This is a genomic window from Pseudomonas sp. YQ_5 (genome assembly GCF_043103305.1).
GTDB classification, from domain to species: Bacteria; Pseudomonadota; Gammaproteobacteria; order Pseudomonadales; family Pseudomonadaceae; genus Aquipseudomonas; species Aquipseudomonas putida_Y.
On record NZ_JBICJS010000003.1, the window covers coordinates 1 to 19150 of the forward strand.

Sequence of the window (19150 nt, forward strand, 5' to 3'; positions counted from 1 at the left end):
AAAAATTCCGGGCCTGCTCGAATTGCTGTGGGGCATGCCGTGAAGCAGGCAACTCGGTGGAGGGCACCGGCTTCGCCGGTGTTCGCGGGTAAACCCGCTCCTACAGGGTTCGCGGGTAAACCTGCTCCTACAAATCATGAAATGTGCGTCATTTATACCTGAGGCATGACGGTGTAATGCTACGCTCGCGGAAATACTCAGCACGGATACTTACCATGGAAATGAACTGGCATCAGGCCCTGCAAGAGAGCCTAAGCTGGCTGGCAATTGCCTCGTTCATCACCCTTGTCAGCTTCACTGCAGCCGCGACTCTCGCGGTGCGTTGCACACGCTGGGGCAGCCAGTTCTGGCAGCTTGCCGGGCCCTATTTCAGTTTCAGGCGCAGTTGGCGGCCGTTGCTGGTGTTCGCACTGCTGTTGGTTCTGACGCTGTTTTCGGTTCGCCTTAACGTGCTGTTCTCGTTTTGGTACAACGGCTTCTACAGCGCTTTGCAAGGCCTTGACCAAGCGGCGTTCTGGTACTTGCTCGGTGTTTTCGCGGTGCTGGCCACCATCCATGTGCTGCGCTCGTTGTTCACCTTCTATGTCAGTCAGGCATTCAGCATCAAGTGGCGGGTCTGGCTGACCGAGCGCCTGACCCACGACTGGATGCAGGGCGATGCCTATTACCGTGGCCAGTTCCTTGCCGAGCCGGTGGACAACCCCGACCAGCGTATCGAACTGGACGTCAACGCTTTCGTCACCAACTCGGTCACCCTTGCCTTGGGCGCAGTCAGTGCGCTGGTTTCGCTTGTGGCGTTCACCGGCATCCTCTGGGGGCTGTCAGCACCGTTGACGGTGGCCGGGGTGGAGATCCCTCGGGCGATGGTGTTTGCCGTGTACCTGTATGTCATCGCCGCCACCTGGGTGGCCTTCCGACTAGGGCGCCCGCTGATCCGGCTTAACTTCCTCAACGAGAAACTCACCGCCAACTTCCGTTACACGTTGATGCGTCTGCGTGAGAACGCCGAGAACATTGCCTTCTACCAAGGTTCGCAAGTCGAGCGGGGCACGTTGCTGGGCCGCTTTGCTTCCTTGATCGTGAATGTCTGGGCATTGGTGTACCGGAACCTGAAGCTCAGTGGCTTCAACTTGGGTGTCAGTCAGGTTGCTGTCGTGTTTCCGTTCATTCTTCAGGCGCCGCGCTTCTTCAGTGGGGCGATCAAGCTGGGCGATGTCATGCAAACTTCCCAGGCCTTTGGGCAGGTGCAGGATTCTCTGTCGTTCTTCCGTGAGTCGTACGATGCGTTCGCGCAGTACCGCGCAACCCTTGACCGTCTCACTGGCTTTCTGGATGCCAACCAGCAGGCAAGTGCGTTGCCGCGCGTCACGACCGAAGACCAGGCGCATGCGCTGCAGATCGCGGGCTTGCAGGTGCTGCGCCCGGACGGACATGCCCTTATCGCCAACCTGGACCTGAGCCTGCACGCCGGTCAGGCGTTGTTGATCAAAGGGCCGTCAGGCAGTGGTAAAACTACGCTGCTGCGTGCACTGGCGGGCCTTTGGCCGTATGCCGAAGGCGAGGTCAGGCGGCCAACGGGCCATCAGGCACTGTTCCTGTCGCAACGCCCGTACCTGCCGCTGGGTGACTTGCGTACCGTCATTGCCTACCCGGCAGCCAGCCATCCCAAGGATGAACTGCTGATGCAGCAGGCATTGCGCCAGGTAAACCTGGCCCACCTCACCGAGCGTCTCGACGTCAGCTGCGACTGGTCACACATCCTCTCGGTGGGCGAGCAGCAGCGCCTGGCGTTTGCCCGGGTGCTGTTCAACAGGCCGCAGGTGGTGTTCCTCGACGAGTCCACCTCGGCGATGGATGAAGGGCTCGAGCATGCCCTGTATGCGTTGTTGCGTTCGGAGATGCCGAGTGCACTGCTGGTCAGTGTCGGCCACCGTAGCACGCTGGCGGCGTTCCATACCCACCGGCTTGAGGTGGATGGGCATGGCGGTTGGTCGTTGCTGGAGCAGGAAGCTGCGCTGGCCTAGTCACCATGGGCCAGTTGGCCGCTTCGATCGCCCATGAGGTCAACCAGCCGATCACTGCTACGGTCACCAATGCCAATGCAGCCGTCCGCTGGTTGAGCGCAAAGCCACCGGCGCTGGATGAAGTAGGCCTGGGACTGATCATCAAGGATGCGGACCGCGCGGCACAGGTGCATACCACCCTCGCCGAGGGCTTGCCGCAGGTGCTGGTCGACCGTGCTGAGTTGCAGCAGGTGCTGCTGAACCTGATCCTCAACGCGCTGGAAGCGATGATCGAGGTTGAAGGCGTTCGTAAGCTGCAAATAAGCACGGCCCTCGACCAGGAGGATGTGCGGGTAACAGTGGCGGACAGCGGGCCCGGATTCGTAGTGGAAAACGTAGAACAGGTTTTCGAGCCTTTTTACACCACCAAGGCGACCGGCCTAGGCATGGGGCTGTCGATCTGCCGCTCGATCATCGACAGCCACGGCGGCCGCTTCTGGGCCAGCCCCAAGCAAAGTCCTGGCGCCCAAGTGCAGTTCACCTTGCCGGCGCTTCTGGTTGATTCAGGTCAATAGTCATCAAGCTGTCGGTTGCATGTTTCTTTTAGTTCGTATCAGCTAGATGGCAAAGAGAACCTAAGCGTGACGAGCGACTTATCAGCATGCTGATACAGCGACGACCGCTCATGTCCACCTAAGCCCGTTACAGTCGAGCTGTGCGCACAGGGGAGTCTCATTGAAAACGCCGGTGGTCGACGCAGTCGTTGAGCAAACACCAATCCCTGCGCATTCTGTGGCCTGGCACACCCTGCCAGCCGAGCAGGTGACAAACCTGCTCGAGGTCAATGCGCATGTCGGACTGGAGGTTGCCGAGGTTCAAGCCCGTCTTGACCGCGCTGGTTTCAATCGCCTGCCACAGGCAGCACGGCGCCCGGCCTGGTTTCGATTCTTGCTGCAGTTTCACAATATCCTGATTTACGTGCTTTTAGGATCCGCTGCGATTACCGCGATGCTGCAACATCTGTGGGATACGGTCGTGATCCTGGCGGTGGTAATTGCAAACGCAATCATTGGCTACATTCAGGAAGGCAAAGCAGAAAAGGCGATGGATGCTATCCGGCAGATGCTGGCACCGCGCGCCGCAGTGATTCGCGCAGGCGAACGCTTGAGTATTGCGGGTGAGGAACTGGTACCGGGTGATATCGTATTGCTGGAGGCGGGAGACAAAGTCCCTGCTGATTTACGCTTGCTGCACGCGAACAGGCTTCACATTCAGGAAGCCATTCTTACCGGTGAATCCGTACCCGTAGAAAAACATACCCAATCAGTGCCCCGTGACGCAGCTTTGGGTGATCGAACTTGCATGGCGTTCAGCGGTACGCTCGTGACTTGCGGACAAGCAACAGGCGTTGTAGTGGCGACCGCAGCAGCAGCCGAGATCGGACGCATCAGCACTCTGCTTGCAGGTGTAGAAACGCTGACCACTCCGCTGGTGCAGCAAATGAACGTGTTTGCCCGCTGGCTGACGATCCTGATTTTGTTAGTGGGCGGCTTATTGCTCGTGTTCGGCCATTATGTCGGGCACTACGCCTTCAACGAGATCTTCATGGTCGTGGTGGGGATGTCGGTAGCGGCGATACCTGAAGGTCTGCCTGCCGTCCTTACCATTACGCTGGCCGTCGGCGTTCGGGCAATGGCTCGACGTAACGCCATCGTGCGCCGTCTGCCTACCATCGAAACACTAGGCTCGGTATCCGTCATCTGCACTGACAAGACCGGCACACTGACCCGCAACGAAATGATGGTGGCAACGGTCGTCACAAACGATCTGGTCTTCACGGTCGATGGCACGGGTTATCAGCCCGCGGGAAGCATCAGTCTTGCCGATCAGTTAATTGACCTATCGTCTCACCCCACGCTGTCGGAACTGGGACGAGCAGCAGGTCTTTGCAACGATGCCGTACTGCGCCTGCATGACGATGTATGGACGGTGGAAGGTGATCCGATGGAGGGGGCCTTGCTGGCATTCTCCGGGAAAACCGGAATTGATCGAAATGAGGATCGTCGGGCTTGGCCCCGCACTGATGCCATACCGTTTGACGCTAAACACCGCTTCATGGCGACACTGCATCACAATCATGATGGACATGCCTCCATCTACGTGAAAGGCGCGCCAGAGCAGCTACTGGCCATGTGCACGCATCAGCTTGCAAGCACTCGCGAGACTGAACCGCTCAATGTGGACTACTGGCACGCAAAGGCGAACGCCATTGCTGCCAAGGGGCAGCGTGTATTGGCGTTTGCAGTAAGGCCGGTTCGGCCCGAGCACACCGTGTTGGCGTTCGGGGACGTGCAAGGAAAGTTGACGTTGCTGGGCATGGTCGGTCTGATTGATCCACCTAGACCCGAGACGTTAAAGGCGGTTCAGCAATGCCAAAAAGCGGGCATTGCCGTAAAAATGATCACTGGCGATCATGACGGTACCGCCGCCGCTATCGGTCGCCAGATAGGCCTGCAAAATCCCGACAAGGTGCTGACTGGGGTGGATCTGGACGCCATGAACGATGCCGCCCTCAAGGAGGCGGTAAAGGGCATCAACATTTTTGCTCGCACCAGCCCCGAACATAAGCTCAGGTTGGTAATGCTGCTGCAATCGAACGGCATGACCGTGGCCATGACCGGCGATGGCGTTAACGACGCCCCGGCGCTAAAGCGTGCAGACGCCGGTATAGCCATGGGTGGAAAAGGCAGTGAGGCCGCCAAGGAGGCCGCAGACCTGGTGTTGGCCGATGACAACTTCGCCTCCATCGTCGCTGCAGTACGCGAAGGCCGAACAGTCTATGACAACATCAAGAAAGTGTTGAGCTGGACGCTGCCTACCAACGCAGGCGAGACCATGACCATCATTGTCGCGCTGCTCCTCGGCATTACGCTGCCGGTGACGCCGATACAGATTCTGTGGATCAACCTGATAACCGCAGTGACCCTCGGCATCGCGCTCGCGTTCGAGCCCACCGAAGAAAACACCATGCTCAGACCGCCCCGTTCACGTAAGGAACCACTCATAAGCGCAGCCTTGGTCTGGCATATGATGCTTGTTTCCATTCTTTTCCTCTGCGGTGTTTATGGCATTTTTTCGTATGCCCTCGACCGAGGCTACTCTGTTGAGCTGGCCCGAACCCTCGCGGTGAACACGTTAGTCGTGATGGAAATATTCCACCTGTTCTTCATCCGTAACCTCTACAGCACATCGCTTACCTGGAAGGGGATTCGCGGCACCAAGGTCGTGTGGATCACCGTCATGGTGATTACCTTCGCTCAGTTCGCCATCACGTATGCGCCACCGCTGCAAAAGGTATTTGCAACGCAGGCAATCCCCTTCCTTGATGGCTTGCTGATCATCGGGGTTGGCGTTGCGCTATTTGCGGTTATCGAGATAGAAAAACAGATTCGAATCCGCTTGTCCGAGTAGAACGGGTTGAATGCTGGCGGCACCCGGAACGACAAGCACCTTCATGACCTGAAAGAGGATTTGGAACATGCACAAAATACTGGTTGCGGTCGATGGTTCCGAGCATTCGGAACGCGCCGTGCGTTACCTTATTGGGCTTATCCAAGAGGGTGGGTTGCTGGGCGGTAATGTTGAGGTACATCTGTTGAATGTACAGCCACTTTTACCCACTCGAATCGCAAATGGCATGGGCGAGGATGAGCGTGATCGCTACTATGGGGATAGAAGTGCCGAGGATTCACGAAAGGCTGAGGTGCTTCTGAAGCAAGAAGGGATTGCATTCACACTCCATACCTTGCAAGGCGATGCAGCCAGTCAAATTGTGGCATGTGCGCATTTCCTTGGATGTGACAGCATCATCCTGGGTTCGCATGGCAATGGTTTTTTGGCAGGGATTTTTCTGGGGTCTGTCGCGGCAAAGGTGATTCAGCTCTCGGATTTACCCATCACCTTGGTCAAATAAGAGATTGTGAATGGTGAGCCCACCTGCGGTTTTTTATCTCGTGATTATCGCTGGGCTTTGACGCTCGATCGGGCTTTTCTCCAGGAACTGCGAAGACCTCGGTCGAAGGCTTGGCGCAAGGGGGTAAAGTGCGCCGCGATGGCAGAATCGTAAGTGTGCCACTGGCCTACAAGGTGCGCAGGATAGACTTCGGCGACGGCGAGAAAGGTGCCATGGCTATTCCTTGGGGTGATGTGTCCACCGCTTACCACACCACTGGAATTCCCAATATCGAAGTATTCATTTCGGGCTCACCAAGCATGATCACCAACGCCAAACGCGCTAACTATTCCGGCCGCTGCTGAGATTAGCCAGGGTGCAAAGGTTGATAAAGGCGCGTATCGCCAAAACGTTGAAAGGCCCTGGAGAGGAAAAGCGTGCCCATCAGCCTACTTTCGACTTGGGTGAGGTTGTCAACGCGCGCGGAGAAAAGAAGACCGCCAGAAAATGGCTACAGTTTGACGATTACTGGCTCACTGGCGGTGTGGAGTATCTGATGAAGTCTGAACCCGTGCCTGGCACCTACACACCTGCCAAACGGGTTGGCTCAATGTTGGTAAGCCAGCTGCCGGAGTCGAGTCCTCTCCAGATCAGCTAGCTCAGAATGCTACAGCCAAGAAGGACGAAGATCCGTCTCAGCTGCTGATGAACTCATCGAAGATTTGAGCGAGCCCTTGATGGTAAGTCGTGACTTTGAAATCGGGAAAACGCTGCTTGTACTTCGAAGAATCGAACAGGTTGTCGTGCTCGTACCGTGGCAGCAGCTCCCGCAGCTCACGAACTTGCTTGGATATCAGGCCTACAGCTGTCAGGGTCAATTTGCCTAGAATTTTATAAGTAGCGTCCTTGCCAGAGATCTGAGAAGCCAGCGTGACAAGTTGTTTGTAGGTCAGCCGCTCATCGTCACAGGGCAGGTGCCAGGTTTGCCCGAACGCATCTAGCGTGTTCCCCAGCGCTGCCAGTGCCCGGCTTGCATCCGGCGTCCAGATGAGTGTTCGCTGAGTATCGTCTCGCACAGGGACGCGTGGCGTCTTGCCGGCCTTCATGTTGTCGAGGACCAGGGTATTGGTAATGCTCTGCGTTTTGCCGGGTCCATAGAACTCTGGAGCTCGCCCTATGACGACAGGAATTTCGCCTCGCGCCATCTCCTGCAATACCATTGATGCCATTCGCGCACGAACCTGCCCTTTACGACCGACCGGTTCGAAGGGCGTGTCCTCCGTCAGCAGACGGTCATCCTGCGGGTACATATACGTGTTGTCGAAATAGACGAAGCTGGCATCGGATGCGCGAGCCGCATCAAGCGCGTTTCGCAGCATCACTGGGAATTGCGTTTCCCAAAGCTGTGTATCTGGCGGAAGTCCGGCCGTGAAATAAACGATGCTGCTACCCTTAACGGCCTTGGCCGCCTGGCTGGCGTCTAGCAGGTCCGCCGCAATCAGCGTGTCAGAGTCGCTGACTTTGCGCGGATTACGGCTGACCAGCCTGATATCTTCGGTAAATGTCCGGTTCAGTTCCCGTGCCAGCTCTATGGCTATCTGGCCAGTTGCGCCTAAAACGGTTTGCATTTGGTCTCCTGGAAACCTCGGTAGAAGGTTTCTCTCTACTAACTGCGATGATGATGGCCCGTTTACGTATGCCGGGCGCGACGCTGTGGCTGCCGCCCTTGGGCGCGGTACAGCAAAGTCCATGTAGCCCAGGTATTTACCTTAGGCTTAAAGTAAACTTTAAGGTCAAGTCCTTATCGTAAGACTAGGCGCGGGATGGCGGGTTGGGCCGATTTGATCAGGCCCACGATTGGAGATCCGTAATCGAAGTTGGCTCTCGGGTGCCCCGGGGGGTTAAAGTGAGCTTTAAGGTCAGAACTTCTGTGAAGGTGTGGTATGAGGATTGGAGCACTTGCGAAAATCACGGGTCTTGCCGCTTCGCGCATTCGTTTCTACGAGGCAAGTGGGCTGATTCAATCAGTTGAGCGCAAGGCCAATGGCTACCGAGACTATTCCGATGATGCCGTCTGGATACTGGAGATGATCACCAGCGCCCAGGCAGCAGGGTTTACCCTGGAAGAAATCCGGCACCTGTTGCCGATGAGTTCGCAAGGTTGGCGTCATGACGAGCTACTTTCCGGGTTGAAGCGCAAGGTCGAGGAGATCGAGGTGCTGCAGCAACGCTTGGCTCGCAACAAGGAGCAGTTGCTGATGGTGATCGACGGCATTGAAAGCAAGCCAGACGGCATGCCGTGCGTAGACAACACCCAACGGGTGCTGGGCCGTCTGCGCGAAGACATCGCTTTGAACAAGGTGGGCGCTTCACCTGCCAAGTGAAGCATGCCAGCGTCTGATGCGGAGCAGGGCGCCGGCCCAGGGGCCGGCGCTGATAGAGCGTTCAGTCACCGTTATTCAATGCTGCCAGTGGCTTTGGAGCATAGAGGGCGCTCTGGAATTCGGGCACGTATTCGTATTTCACCATCTTGCCCAAGTTCAAAGAACGGATGTACGTCGACAGGCTACCGTCGCCGAGCACCAGGTGAGCCGAGTCAGCGCTCATGCTCGATCCATGGCGGGTCTGCCGAGACGTCGCATAGCCATAACTCAACTGTCCAGCGTGATCGAGGTTGGTGAAGCTGTTAGTCACCAGGCCGGCTTCATTGGATACGTCCTCGAGCTTTTTTGCCCTGAAGACGACATCGATATTGCCAGTCTGCGCGTCGACGATGTCATAGGATACGGTCGCGGCGTCCTCTCGGCGGTTGATCTCTGTCAGCCATTTCGGCAGGTTGTAGCCCACTACGCCACGGACACGGGCAAGCTCGGTATTTACCGGCAATTTGAGCACGTAGCCCCAGAAGTCCTTGGACATGGATTGCCCGATCAAGCTGAATGGCCCGAGATTGGACTTGCCTGGTTTGTTGGTGATGATCGACAAGGCAATTTCGTTGTAGATGTCGTTGTCGCAATAATCGTAGGTGTAAGCCGTGAAAGCGATCAGGCCGCGGCCTGGCCAAACTTGCAAGGGTTGAACCTGCTTGAGTACTTCGGCAGGCATCAGCTCGCGCAGGCGATCGAGGTCTGCGGTGTAAACGGCTGTAAACCGGCTGTTCTTGTAGTAGAAGTTGGGCGAGTACGACTCGAAGCCCATATCGACCTTGGTCTTTTCCAGGCCTTTGAACCAACTGAGGTCCATGCCTGGCGCTTCGGCCTGGATCACCGACAGGGGAGGGTTGGAGCGGTATCGGTCGTACAAACCGCCTTTGACGACGGGTACCTGGTGGCCTGCGATCTCTATCATCGCGGTTTCGGCATGTTTGGGGATGCCGGTCGTGTCCGCCAGGGTGGCGTTGGCGATGGGGGTCAGGAGTGCACCTGCCACTGCGGCGACGGTTCCGAGTTTCACTTTTCAGTCTCTCCGGTGAATTGCATCACGCATTGATGAATGCGACCAGGCATCTCGCTTGGCGGCGAACTAGATGGACCTTACACATGCACCTTAACTTTAAACTTAACTTTAATGTCAAGGCGCCAAAGACCCGCTTTTCCAGCTACTGGGCGTGCTGTCAGGGTCGGGGGCGCAGGGTGATGGCGAGGGCAAAATCAGCCAGTTTTCCGAATGGTGCCCGGAGCAGCTTTGGCAAGTTCCAGCGACCTTGGACGAACACGCCCTTGGCATGGCTCATCGAGCGAAAACCCTCGATACCGTGGTAAGCCCCCATGCCACTGGGACCCACGCCCCCGAACGGCAGGTCGTCCACCGCGACGTGCATCAGGGTGTTGTTGATGCCGACGTTGCCGGAGGTGGTGCACCTGAGCAGCGCTTCGCTGTCGGCCCCCACATTGCCGAAGTAGTAGAGCGCCAGCGGACGTGGCCTGGCATTGATATAGCCAATAGCTTCCTCGAGGGAGCGGTAGGTACGCACCGGTAGCAAAGGCCCGAAGATTTCTTCGTGCATGACCCGTGCATCGTTACCAGCCCCCACGATCAGCACCGGAGCCAGTGTCCGCGGTCGCTCTGCCGCGCGCTCTGGTGTCACGCCAGTCTCGATCACCTTGGCGCCCCTGGTGCGGGCGTCTTCGACCAGCGATTGCAACCGCGTGTAGTGCCTGTCGCTGACGATGGAGGTGTAGTCCGGGCTGGTCGGGCCTTGCGGATAACTACGGGCGACAGCCGCGCGGTACTGGGAGATGAACTCATCCAGGTCATCCTCATGGACCAGCGCGTAGTCCGGTGCCACGCAGGTCTGGCCGGCGTTGGCCAGTTTGCCGAAGACGATGCTGTCGAGGGTGTTGCGTCCGGCATGCCCAGGGGCCACGACCACAGGGCTTTTGCCGCCCAGTTCAAGGGTCAGCGGCACAAGGTTGTCACTCGCCGCCCGCATCACCATCCGGCCAACCTGGGTACTGCCGGTGAACAACAGGTGGTCGAAGGGTAAAGCGCTGAAGCTTGCGCCTATCTCAGGGCCGCCGAGTATCACCGCCACCTCTTCGACGGTAAAACTGCCCGCCAGAATGCGCTGAATCAGCTCACTGGTACGTGGCGTCAGTTCGGAGGGCTTGATCATCACCCGATTGCCAGCCGCCAGTGCGGTGGCCAGGGGGATGAAGGTCAACGCTATTGGGTAGTTCCACGGCGCCATGACGCCGATCACGCCTTTGGGCTGGTACTCCACATGCGCGCGGCCAGTGCGGTGAAACGCCGCGACGTGACGACGCTCGGGTTTCATGAAACGGCGCAGGTGCCGCAGCAGGTAGTCGATCGACTGGACCACGCCAAGCAGTTCCATGATGTCTGTCTCATGCCTTGAGCGGTTGCCGAAATCGGCGCTGATCGCTTCTTCCACGTCGCGGCGATGGGCAAGCACAGCCGCGCGCAACTTGACCAGGTTGGTTTTGCGTCGCTCAAAACCGGGTGGCCCGTCATTGAGAAACGCACGACGCTGCTGCTCCAGCGTGGTTGCGGCGTCGATAGCCGGGATGGACGTTGCGGCGATAGTCATCTTGCACCTCTCAAGGTTATTGCAATGTAGACACTGTAAACTTGATTTCCGCCGATCATAGGAAGACAATGTTTTCACTGTCAACATGAGGGGAGCAGCCGTATGTCAGCCGATGAAATTTGCGAAGCAAAGCCCTACCACCATGGCGATTTGCGCCGCACCATCATCGACACTGCTTTGGCAACCCTGAAAGAACAGCAAGGCTGGCAATTCACCTTGCGCGAAATAGCCCGGCGAGCCCAGGTGAGCCACTCGGCGCCATATCGGCATTTTCCGGACAAGGGGGCGCTGCTCCACGAGTTGGCGCTACTGGGCTTCGAGCGATTGAATGCGGCGATGCAAGACTCGATGGGGCCAGCGATGTCAGCACCAGAGCGCTTGCGGGCGATGGCCTACGCCTACCTGGCGTTTGGCGAGGAAAATCCGGATTTGTACCGGTTGATGTTTTCGACACAGGCGGGAGACCCCGCGCAGATCCATGTCGACCCCCGAGCCCAGGCACCGTTCTACCTGGTGATCGAGGTGCTGGAGCGGGGTCAGGAGGAGGGTACGATCCGCGCCCGTTCTGCCTTGGGACAGGCCACCGCAAGCTGGGCGCACCTTCACGGGTTGACCCTGCTTTCGATCGATAGCCGGTTGGTGCCGGCGAAGGTCGGCGACCATGCCATCGAGGATGCCTTGACGACCTTGCTTGACGGGTTGGTCAGTGACCAGACGGCTCGATGACCTGCGACTCTACAGAGAACTGCTCGCCCGTATGAAGGCGATGCTTGGCCCAACCACCTAGGATCAGGTACTCAGGCATGACCAAACGCATCCTGCACGTTGTTACCAACGTTGCCCATTACAGCGACCCAAGTCATCCCACGGGGTTGTGGTTGAGTGAGCTGACGCATGCCTGGCATGTGTTCGCTGGCAGAGGTTACGAACAGCACTTGGTGAGCCCGCAGGGTGGAAAATCCCCACTCGAGCCGCGTTCGCTCAAGTGGCCATTGCTCGATGGCACGGCCAAAGCCTGGTTGAACGACCCGGCGGCAATGGCACGTCTTGCCAACACCTCAAGTCCGCAAGCGTTAGTGTCATCAGACTTCGACGCCATCTATTTTACCGGTGGCCATGCGGTGATGTGGGACTTCCCTGAGGACGAGGGTTTGCAGCGACTGACCCGCGAGATCTACGAGCATGGTGGCGTTGTCTCTTCGGTTTGCCATGGCTATTGCGGGTTGCTCAATACTCGGCTGTCTGATGGTCGTCTCCTGGTAGAGGGGCGTCGTCTGACGGGCTATGCCTGGATCGAAGAAGTGCTGGCGGGCGTGGCGAGCAAGGTCCCATACAATGCCGAGCAAGAAATGAAGCGTCGTGGGGCGCGCTACGAGAAAGCACTTTTGCCATTCACTTCCAATGTGGTCGTCGATGGCCGCTTGGTGACAGGCCAGAACCCACAATCTGCCAAAGCAACTGCCGAGCAGGTAGCTGCACTGTTACAGGAGAAGACTGCGTGAGATCCCTCGCTTAACGAGAGGAACGACGTCTTCGCCATAGAGTGGTACGGCTGACACTTCGGTGATTCGGCACAGGCCGTTGTAGGAGCGGGTTCACCCGCGAAAGGGCCAGGCCTGCCGGCAATTTCCACCAGCCGTTCACTATTGCCGCCGCCACCCTATTCGCGGCTAAACCTGCGCCTGCAGGCGACCGCGCACGCCTTATCCGCCGCGAGCCCGGGGTGAACCTGACCGGCAACAGTGCCAGTGGCGCACGCGGAAACAACCGCCAGATCGACCTGCGCGGCATGGGCCCGGAAAACACGCTGATCCTCATCGACGGCAAGCCATCCAGCGCGCGCAACGCCGTGCGCTATGGCTCCGGCGCCATGGGCGGGGTGGTCAACATCATCACCAAGCGCCCTTCCGAAGAGCTGAAAGGCAGCATCAGCCTGTACACGCAGCTGCCCAAAGACAGCGCAGAAGGCGCCAGCCGCCGAGCCAACTTCAACCTCAGTGGCGGCCTGACCGATAACCTTGGTTTCCGCCTGTACGGCTGCCTGGCCAAGACTGATGCCGACGATCTGGACATCAACGCCGGGCATGCCACCAGCGCCCTGGCAGCGGGGCGGGAAGGGGTGCGCATCAAGGACATCAACGGCCTGCTGAGCTGGAAACTGAACGACGAGCACCGCCTGGAAGCCAGTGCCGGCTACAGCCGTCAGGGCAACATTTTTGCCGGTGACACCATGAACAGCAACGGCGGCGGCGACGTCGACTCCGTCTCCAGCCTCTACGGCCACGAAACCAACGTGATGCAGCGCAGTACTTACGACCTGACCCACCTCGGTGATTTCACCTGGGGTACCAGCAAGACCACGCTGGCCTACGAGTACGTGCGCAACTGGCGCCTGAACGAGGGCCTGGCAGGCCGCACCGAAGGTGCCCCCAACGACGAAGGTAGGGCCATGTCACGTTTGCGCAGCACACGTCTGAGCAGTGAAGTGAACCTGCCGTTCGCCATGGGCAGCACAGAACATGTGCTTACCGTGGGCGGCGAGTACCTGTATGAAGCCCTCAACGACCAAGGTTCGTTGCGCCCGCAAAGCTCCGCCCCCAGCATCAGTGACGGCATTGTCGGCTTCGATCGCAGCCGCGTGACGCAGTGGGACAACGCCGGCAAAGCGCGGGTGGAAGGTGTCGAAGGCAACTTCTTCATCGAGTTGACTCCGACCCTGGACTGGAACACCAACCTGACCTGGATGCTCGACAACGATAATCGTGAAACGGGTGAGCCGCTCTCGGTGATCCCGGAATACACCGTCAACACCAGCCTCGACTGGCGCGCCACCGAGCAGCTGTCATTCCAGCTGGCAGGTACCTACTTCGGCAAGCAGAAATCACCGACCTACAACTACCGCACCCAGCAGGACTGCGACAAGACCGCCCAGCAGGACGTCGAGGCCTATGGCCTGGTGGACGTAAGCGCCGGGTACAGGTTCAACGCCAACTACGATGTGCGTGTAGGGGTGAACAACGTGTTCGACAAGCAGATCCTGCGTGGCGACAATGCCTGCAGCTCGGGGGCAAACACGTATAACCAGCCGGGCAGGATGTTGTTTGCTGCGCTGAACATCAGCTTCTGATCCGAGGGGCTGCTGTGCGGCCCATACGCGGGCAAGTCGGGTCGACGACATTGTTGCAGCCAAAAGTCTCGCAGCATGCTAAACCATGCGCCCCAGCCCGCTGCGAGAAATGCCTGGTGAAAGCCGTCCGCCTGACCCTGATCTGCCATGCCCTGACCCTGGCCCAGAAGACCGGGCGCCTGCACCATTCTGATGATGGCATCCTGCCGCTAGAGCAAGAGTCAGGCGCCGACCGTTCAGGCGCGCAGTTGCTGAGTGCGCCAGAGCGGCGGGCCTGCGAGACGGCGGCGTGGTTAACGGGGGCGGTACAGATCGAGCCGGGGTTGGCCGATTGTGACCTCGGGCGTTGGCAGGGTTTGTCGCTGAAGCAACTGCAAGCCGAGCAACCGCAGGCGTTGGCAGAATGGCTGCAGGATCCGGCCAGTGCCGTGCATGGTGGCGAGTCGTTCGCTGCGCTATGCCAGCGCCTGGCCGCCTGGCTGGCGGCCTTCGACAGGCCGGGTGACTGGCTGGCGGTGACCCACCCGATGGTCATCCGCGCCATGCTGGTTCAGGTGCTAGGGTGTCCGATGAGTGCCGGGCAGCGTATCGACGTGCTGCCGTTGTCACGCCTGGAACTGAGCTTTACCGGGCAGTGGCGGTTGCGCCTGGGCTAAGGCTCAGAACGCCAGCTTGTAACCGATCAGCAGCAGCATCGCTGCCAGGCAAGGGCGCAGCACGCGGTCGGAGATTCGCCCGGTGAGGTGGCTACCCAGATAGATGCCCGGCAGCGAGCCCAGCAGCAGATAGCCCAGCAGCGACCAATCCATGTTGCCCATGCCCGCGTGGCCCAGGCCTGCTACCAAGGTCAGTGGCACGGCGTGGGCAATTTCGGTACCGACCAGGCGACGGGTGACCAGGAACGGGTACAGCAGGAACAGCGCCACCGTACCCAGGGCGCCAGCACCGATGGAGGTGAGGGTGACCATTACCCCAAGCACCACGCCGGTCAGCACTGTGAGGGTGTTCAGGCTGCGGTTGCTGAGGTGGTAGTGATCACCGGCGTGGCGGCTGGCGAAGGCCTGCAGGCGCGATTTGAACAGGATGGCCAGCGCGGTCAGGATCAGCACCACCGCCAGGCCTTGCTTGATGATGGCGTTGAGCGCCGAGGTATCGGTGTGCAGGGTGCTGAGGAACCACAGGGTCAGCGCCGCTGCAGGCACGCTGCCCATGCTGAGCAGGCCGGTGATCTTCCAGTCGATGTTCTTGTTGCGCGCGTGCACCCAGACACCACTGGCCTTGGTGATCGCTGCATACAGCAGGTCGGTGCCGACAGCGGTCGCCGGGTGGATGCCAAACCACAACAGGATCGGGGTCATCAGCGAGCCGCCACCGACGCCGGTCATACCGACGATGAAGCCCACGACCAGGCCAGCAATGGTAAAACCGAAAGAACCTACATCCATACGCTACTCGACTGCCCAACTTTGCCCGTTATCGGATGCCAGTCAGCATATAGATTTTTTTATAGCCAAATAGACTTGTTCGTTATTAGGTTATAACCGCGCTTGCCTTGGCAGGTGCGCCCGATCAACGATCAGTCATCACTACCATGACATGGGCATCACCACCGTCATCGCTTTCCGACAGGTAGATGTGGCCCACCTGGCTGTCGAAATACGCCGTCTCCTGCGGCCCGATACTCACCGCTTCTCCGGTCTCGAACTCGATGCGCACGCGCCCACTCAGCACCAGAGCGAATTCTTGCCCGGGGTGGCGGATAAAGTCGTCGAACTGGCCGCGCTCGCGGGCCATGATGCGGGCATAGGCCGGTGTCATGCGCCGTCCGGGGAAGTCCCCGGCAATCGGAAAATAGTCGTAGGTGCCGGTCGAATAGCCCGCCGCTGCGGGCAGTGAATCGACCACCACGGTCACCGGCACCGGCGCGCTGACCGTACCGCTGGCGCGAAACAGCTGGGCAATATCGACATTCAGCGCCCGCGCAGCAGCGGCGAGTTTTTCATAGCTGACCGACACCTGCGCCAGTTCCATCTTCGACAACGTGGACAGCGGCACGCCACTGGCTTCGGACAATTGCTTGAGGGTCATCTGGCGAGCCTTGCGCACCTGGCGCAGGCGCTGGCCGACGACGGCACGGTCAAGCTGGGGTAGAGCTGCGGGCATTCAGGGATCTCGGCATGCGGCGGTGGTCGGGCATCTTACCTTGGACACTTGCGCATTTCTAAATTCTCATATATTAGAATTCTCATAAATGATAATTGGCTGGCAGGAGCGTGCATGACCCCGACCTACGACACCCTGATCATCGGTGCTGGCATTGCCGGCGCCTCGCTGGGCTATCGCCTGGCCGGCGAGCAGCGTGTGCTGTTGCTCGAGCGTGAATCGCAGCCTGGCTACCATTCCACCGGGCGTTCGGCGGCCATGTTCATGGAGGCTTACGGCACCCCACAGATCCAGGCGCTGACCCGCGCCAGCCGGGCCTTCTACGAAGCGCCACCGCAGGGTTTCTGCGAGCACCCGCTGCTGGAGCCGCGAGGTTGTCTGTATGTGGCCGGCCTGGAGCAGCGTGAACTGCTTGAGCAAACCTACGCGCAGAACCTGGCCAATGGCACAGAAGTCAGCCTGCTTGACCGGGACGCGGCCTTGGCACTGGTACCCAGCTTGCGTGGCGAGGCCTTGGCCGGCGCGGTGCTTGAGCCGGGTGCGATGGACCTTGATGTACATGCCTTGCACCAAGGCTTCTTGCGTGGTTATCGCACTGCTGGCGGTGAACTGCGCTGTAACGCCGAGCTGATCAAGGCCTGGTACCTGGACGGCATGTGGCAGGTGGAGTTGGCGGATGGCAGCCGGCTGCAGGCCCGCCGCCTGGTCAATGCTGCAGGGGCCTGGGCGGACCGTGTGGCCGAGCAGTGCGGGGTGGCGCGTATCGGCTTGCAACCGTGCCGCCGTAGCGCCTTCACCTTCCCCGGCCCGGCAGAGCAAAACTTTGCCCGCTGGCCGGCGGTGATTGGCGTCGATGAAAGCTTCTACTTCAAGCCTGATGCCGGCCAACTGTTGGGGTCGCCAGCCAATGCCGACCCGGTTGAGCCACAGGATGCCGCGCCCGAGGAGTTGGACGTGGCCTTGGGTATTTACAACATTGAAGCCATGACCACCCTGGCGATCCGCCGCCCCAGCCACACCTGGGCCGGGCTGCGTTCGTTCGTTGCCGATGGCGACCTGGTGATCGGTTTCGATGCGCATGCACCCGCGTTTTTCTGGCTGGCGGCCCAGGGAGGCTATGGCATCCAGTCGGCAGCGGGCGCCTCGCGCCTGGCCGCCGATCTGCTGCTGGGCCAGCCCTTGTGTCCCGACCTTGTCAGCCAGGGCGTGGCGCCCGAGCGCCTGTCCCCGGCCCGTTTCCAGCAACCCTGAAAGGAGCATCCCATGAGCAATGACATTCAGCGTTTCCCCAGTAGCCTGCCGTTCCCGTTTTCCCGCGCGGTAAAGGCCGGTGGCTTTCTGTTCCTCTCCGGGCAGGTGCCGATGAGCACCGACGGCGAAGTGGTGCGCGGTGATATCCAGACCCAGACCCGTGCTGCCTGCGAGCGCATCGCCGAAAGCCTGGCGGCCTGTGGTGCGCGTTTCGATCAGGTGGTGAAGGTCACGGTCTGGCTGTCGGACATGCGCCATTTCGCCGGCTTCAACGAGGTGTACAAGGCGTTCTTCGGCGCGGCGCTACCGGTGCGCTCCACCGTGGCTTCGGCGTTGGCCCTGGGCGTGGATGTGGAGATCGAAGTGCAGGCGTTCGTCGGCGACGCCTGACCGGGCAAAGAGCCCGTGTAGAGGCGACCGTGTGTCGTGATGGGCTGCAAGGCCGCCCCTGCGACAGGTATGCGACGGCAATGAAAAAACAACAATAAATCCAGAGGTTCACATGCAAGAGCAGCTGAAGATTGCCGGCGCATTTGTCGGCGTGATCGTGGGGGCGGGGTTCGCTTCAGGGCGGGAACTGTTGTTGTTCTTTGTCGACTTCGGCGTGTGGGGGTTGGCTGGCGCGTTGGTCAGCGCCGCCTTGTTCACCTTCCTCGGCATGGCGTTGGCGGGGCTGGGCAATCGCCAGCAGGCCACCTCGCACAAGGATGTGATCCTGGCCATCTGCGGCCGTCACCTGGGCATGTTCGTCGACTGGTTGATCACCTTTTTCATGTTCGCCGTCACCGTGGTCATGCTGGCCGGCGGTGGTGCATTGCTGGAGCAGCAGTTCGGCATCCCGGCCCTGACCGGCAGCGTGCTGGTGACGCTGGTGGTGGTCGGCATCGTGTGCCTGGACGTGCGCAGGATGATTCTTGCAATCGGCGCCATCACCCCCTTGCTGATCCTGGTGGCGTCGGCGATAGCGCTGTATGCCGTGATCACCCGCGAGCAGAGCTTTGCTGCGCTCGATCAGGTGGCCAGCCAGCAACAGGCCGGCACCCGCCACTGGTTGCTGGGTGCGTTCCTGTATGTGTCGTATAACATCGTCGCGGGCGCGCCGATTCTGGCCATCCTGGGCGGTTCGGCCAAGGGCGAGAAAGCGGCGGTGTGGGGAGGCCTGCTCGGCGGTGCGGCACTTGGCGGCCTGATGCTGGTGATGAGTGCCGGGCTGTTGTCGCGCCTGGACAGTGTGGCCGACCAGCCGATGCCGATGCTGTCGATTGCCAACGAAGTGTCACCACTGCTGGGGCTGGTAATGTGCCTGATCATCTTCGGCATGATCGTCAACACTGCGGTGGGCACGCTGTTTTCCTTCCTCTCGCGGCTGTTACCGGCGGGCACGACGACGTTCCGCTGGGGCTCGGTGGTGACCGGGGTGGTGGCGTTCGGCTGTAGCCTGGTGGGGTTCATCAGCCTGGTGGGCGAAGTGTACCCGTTGTTTGGCTACCTGGGCTTTGTGCTGATGGCGGCGGTGCTGCTGGCCTGGGTACGGCGGGGCAAGGCTGCGAAGGCAGTGGCTGCATAAGGGGCCGGTTCAGGCGACAACAGGCATAGGCCGTTGC

The 19150-nt window shown here is 59.7% G+C and carries 16 protein-coding genes and 2 pseudogenes; 13 read left to right on the top strand and 5 right to left on the bottom strand.

All coding sequences use genetic code 11. From position 1 onward, the window contains the following. The first annotated feature begins 215 nt into the window (after positions 1-215). The 5 genes and pseudogenes from ACF8EA_RS00515 to ACF8EA_RS00535 all read left to right on the top strand — a co-directional run bounded on the left by ACF8EA_RS00515 (position 216) and on the right by ACF8EA_RS00535 (position 6320). Positions 216-2024, top strand: a complete 1809-nt coding sequence (locus tag ACF8EA_RS00515) for an ABC transporter ATP-binding protein/permease (protein WP_392520931.1) — start codon at positions 216-218, stop codon at positions 2022-2024. Continuing rightward, positions 2021-2578: pseudogene (locus ACF8EA_RS00520) on the top strand (sensor histidine kinase); the annotation flags it as partial. The gene ACF8EA_RS00515 and the pseudogene ACF8EA_RS00520, both read left to right, overlap by 4 nt. Before the next feature lie 160 nt (positions 2579-2738). Further along, entirely contained in the window at positions 2739-5474 is a 2736-nt protein-coding gene (locus tag ACF8EA_RS00525) for a cation-transporting P-type ATPase (RefSeq protein ID WP_392520932.1), read from the top strand. Positions 5475-5541: 67 nt separating this feature from the next. Continuing rightward, positions 5542-5976 (top strand): universal stress protein, encoded by a 435-nt coding sequence (locus ACF8EA_RS00530; RefSeq protein ID WP_392520933.1) that lies wholly within the window; start codon positions 5542-5544, stop codon positions 5974-5976. Between the two features lie 155 nt (positions 5977-6131). Next, positions 6132-6320: a hypothetical protein gene (locus ACF8EA_RS00535; protein ID WP_392520934.1), complete on the top strand. Its 189-nt coding sequence runs from the start codon at positions 6132-6134 to the stop codon at positions 6318-6320. A gap of 330 nt (positions 6321-6650) precedes the next feature. Here ACF8EA_RS00535 and ACF8EA_RS00540 read toward each other — a convergent pair whose 3' ends face one another. Continuing rightward, positions 6651-7583 (bottom strand): NAD-dependent epimerase/dehydratase family protein, encoded by a 933-nt coding sequence (locus ACF8EA_RS00540; protein ID WP_392520935.1) that lies wholly within the window; start codon positions 7581-7583, stop codon positions 6651-6653. Positions 7584-7898: 315 nt separating this feature from the next. Between ACF8EA_RS00540 and ACF8EA_RS00545 the strand changes: the two genes are divergently transcribed. Then, positions 7899-8339: a MerR family transcriptional regulator gene (locus tag ACF8EA_RS00545; RefSeq protein ID WP_021785530.1), complete on the top strand. Its 441-nt coding sequence runs from the start codon at positions 7899-7901 to the stop codon at positions 8337-8339. Between the two features lie 61 nt (positions 8340-8400). On the opposite strand, the gene ACF8EA_RS00550 is transcribed toward ACF8EA_RS00545, so the two are convergent. Further along, positions 8401-9303, bottom strand: coding sequence for an acetoacetate decarboxylase (ADC) (locus tag ACF8EA_RS00550; RefSeq protein ID WP_392520944.1), 903 nt, complete (start codon positions 9301-9303; stop codon positions 8401-8403). 265 nt (positions 9304-9568) lie between these two features. After that, complete coding sequence (locus ACF8EA_RS00555) at positions 9569-11005, bottom strand: coniferyl aldehyde dehydrogenase (protein ID WP_392520936.1); 1437 nt, start codon at positions 11003-11005, stop codon at positions 9569-9571. 102 nt (positions 11006-11107) lie between these two features. Here ACF8EA_RS00555 and ACF8EA_RS00560 point away from each other — a divergent pair, with 102 nt between their 5' ends. From ACF8EA_RS00560 to ACF8EA_RS00575, 4 genes and pseudogenes are all read left to right on the top strand, one after another. After that, a complete protein-coding gene (locus ACF8EA_RS00560; protein ID WP_392520937.1) occupies positions 11108-11731 on the top strand; it encodes a TetR/AcrR family transcriptional regulator in 624 nt (207 codons plus the stop codon). A 77-nt stretch (positions 11732-11808) separates the two neighbouring features. After that, positions 11809-12507 (top strand): type 1 glutamine amidotransferase domain-containing protein, encoded by a 699-nt coding sequence (locus tag ACF8EA_RS00565; RefSeq protein ID WP_392520938.1) that lies wholly within the window; start codon positions 11809-11811, stop codon positions 12505-12507. Positions 12508-12686: 179 nt separating this feature from the next. Beyond that, positions 12687-14132, top strand: a pseudogene (locus ACF8EA_RS00570) (TonB-dependent receptor domain-containing protein); the annotation flags it as partial. A 116-nt stretch (positions 14133-14248) separates the two neighbouring features. Beyond that, a complete protein-coding gene (locus ACF8EA_RS00575; protein WP_392520939.1) occupies positions 14249-14788 on the top strand; it encodes a histidine phosphatase family protein in 540 nt (179 codons plus the stop codon). A gap of 3 nt (positions 14789-14791) precedes the next feature. Here ACF8EA_RS00575 and ACF8EA_RS00580 read toward each other — a convergent pair whose 3' ends face one another. Next, a complete protein-coding gene (locus ACF8EA_RS00580; protein ID WP_021785523.1) occupies positions 14792-15577 on the bottom strand; it encodes a sulfite exporter TauE/SafE family protein in 786 nt (261 codons plus the stop codon). 124 nt (positions 15578-15701) lie between these two features. Next, on the bottom strand, positions 15702-16295 hold the full coding sequence (locus ACF8EA_RS00585) for a helix-turn-helix domain-containing protein (RefSeq protein WP_392520940.1): 594 nt from the start codon (positions 16293-16295) through the stop codon (positions 15702-15704). Positions 16296-16409: 114 nt separating this feature from the next. Here ACF8EA_RS00585 and ACF8EA_RS00590 point away from each other — a divergent pair, with 114 nt between their 5' ends. From ACF8EA_RS00590 to ACF8EA_RS00600, 3 genes are all read left to right on the top strand, one after another. After that, positions 16410-17546, top strand: coding sequence for an NAD(P)/FAD-dependent oxidoreductase (locus ACF8EA_RS00590; protein ID WP_392520941.1), 1137 nt, complete (start codon positions 16410-16412; stop codon positions 17544-17546). A 12-nt stretch (positions 17547-17558) separates the two neighbouring features. Next, on the top strand, positions 17559-17936 hold the full coding sequence (locus tag ACF8EA_RS00595) for a RidA family protein (protein WP_176683966.1): 378 nt from the start codon (positions 17559-17561) through the stop codon (positions 17934-17936). A 112-nt stretch (positions 17937-18048) separates the two neighbouring features. Continuing rightward, on the top strand, positions 18049-19113 hold the full coding sequence (locus tag ACF8EA_RS00600; protein WP_103444055.1) for a hypothetical protein: 1065 nt from the start codon (positions 18049-18051) through the stop codon (positions 19111-19113). Positions 19114-19150 lie beyond the last annotated feature (37 nt).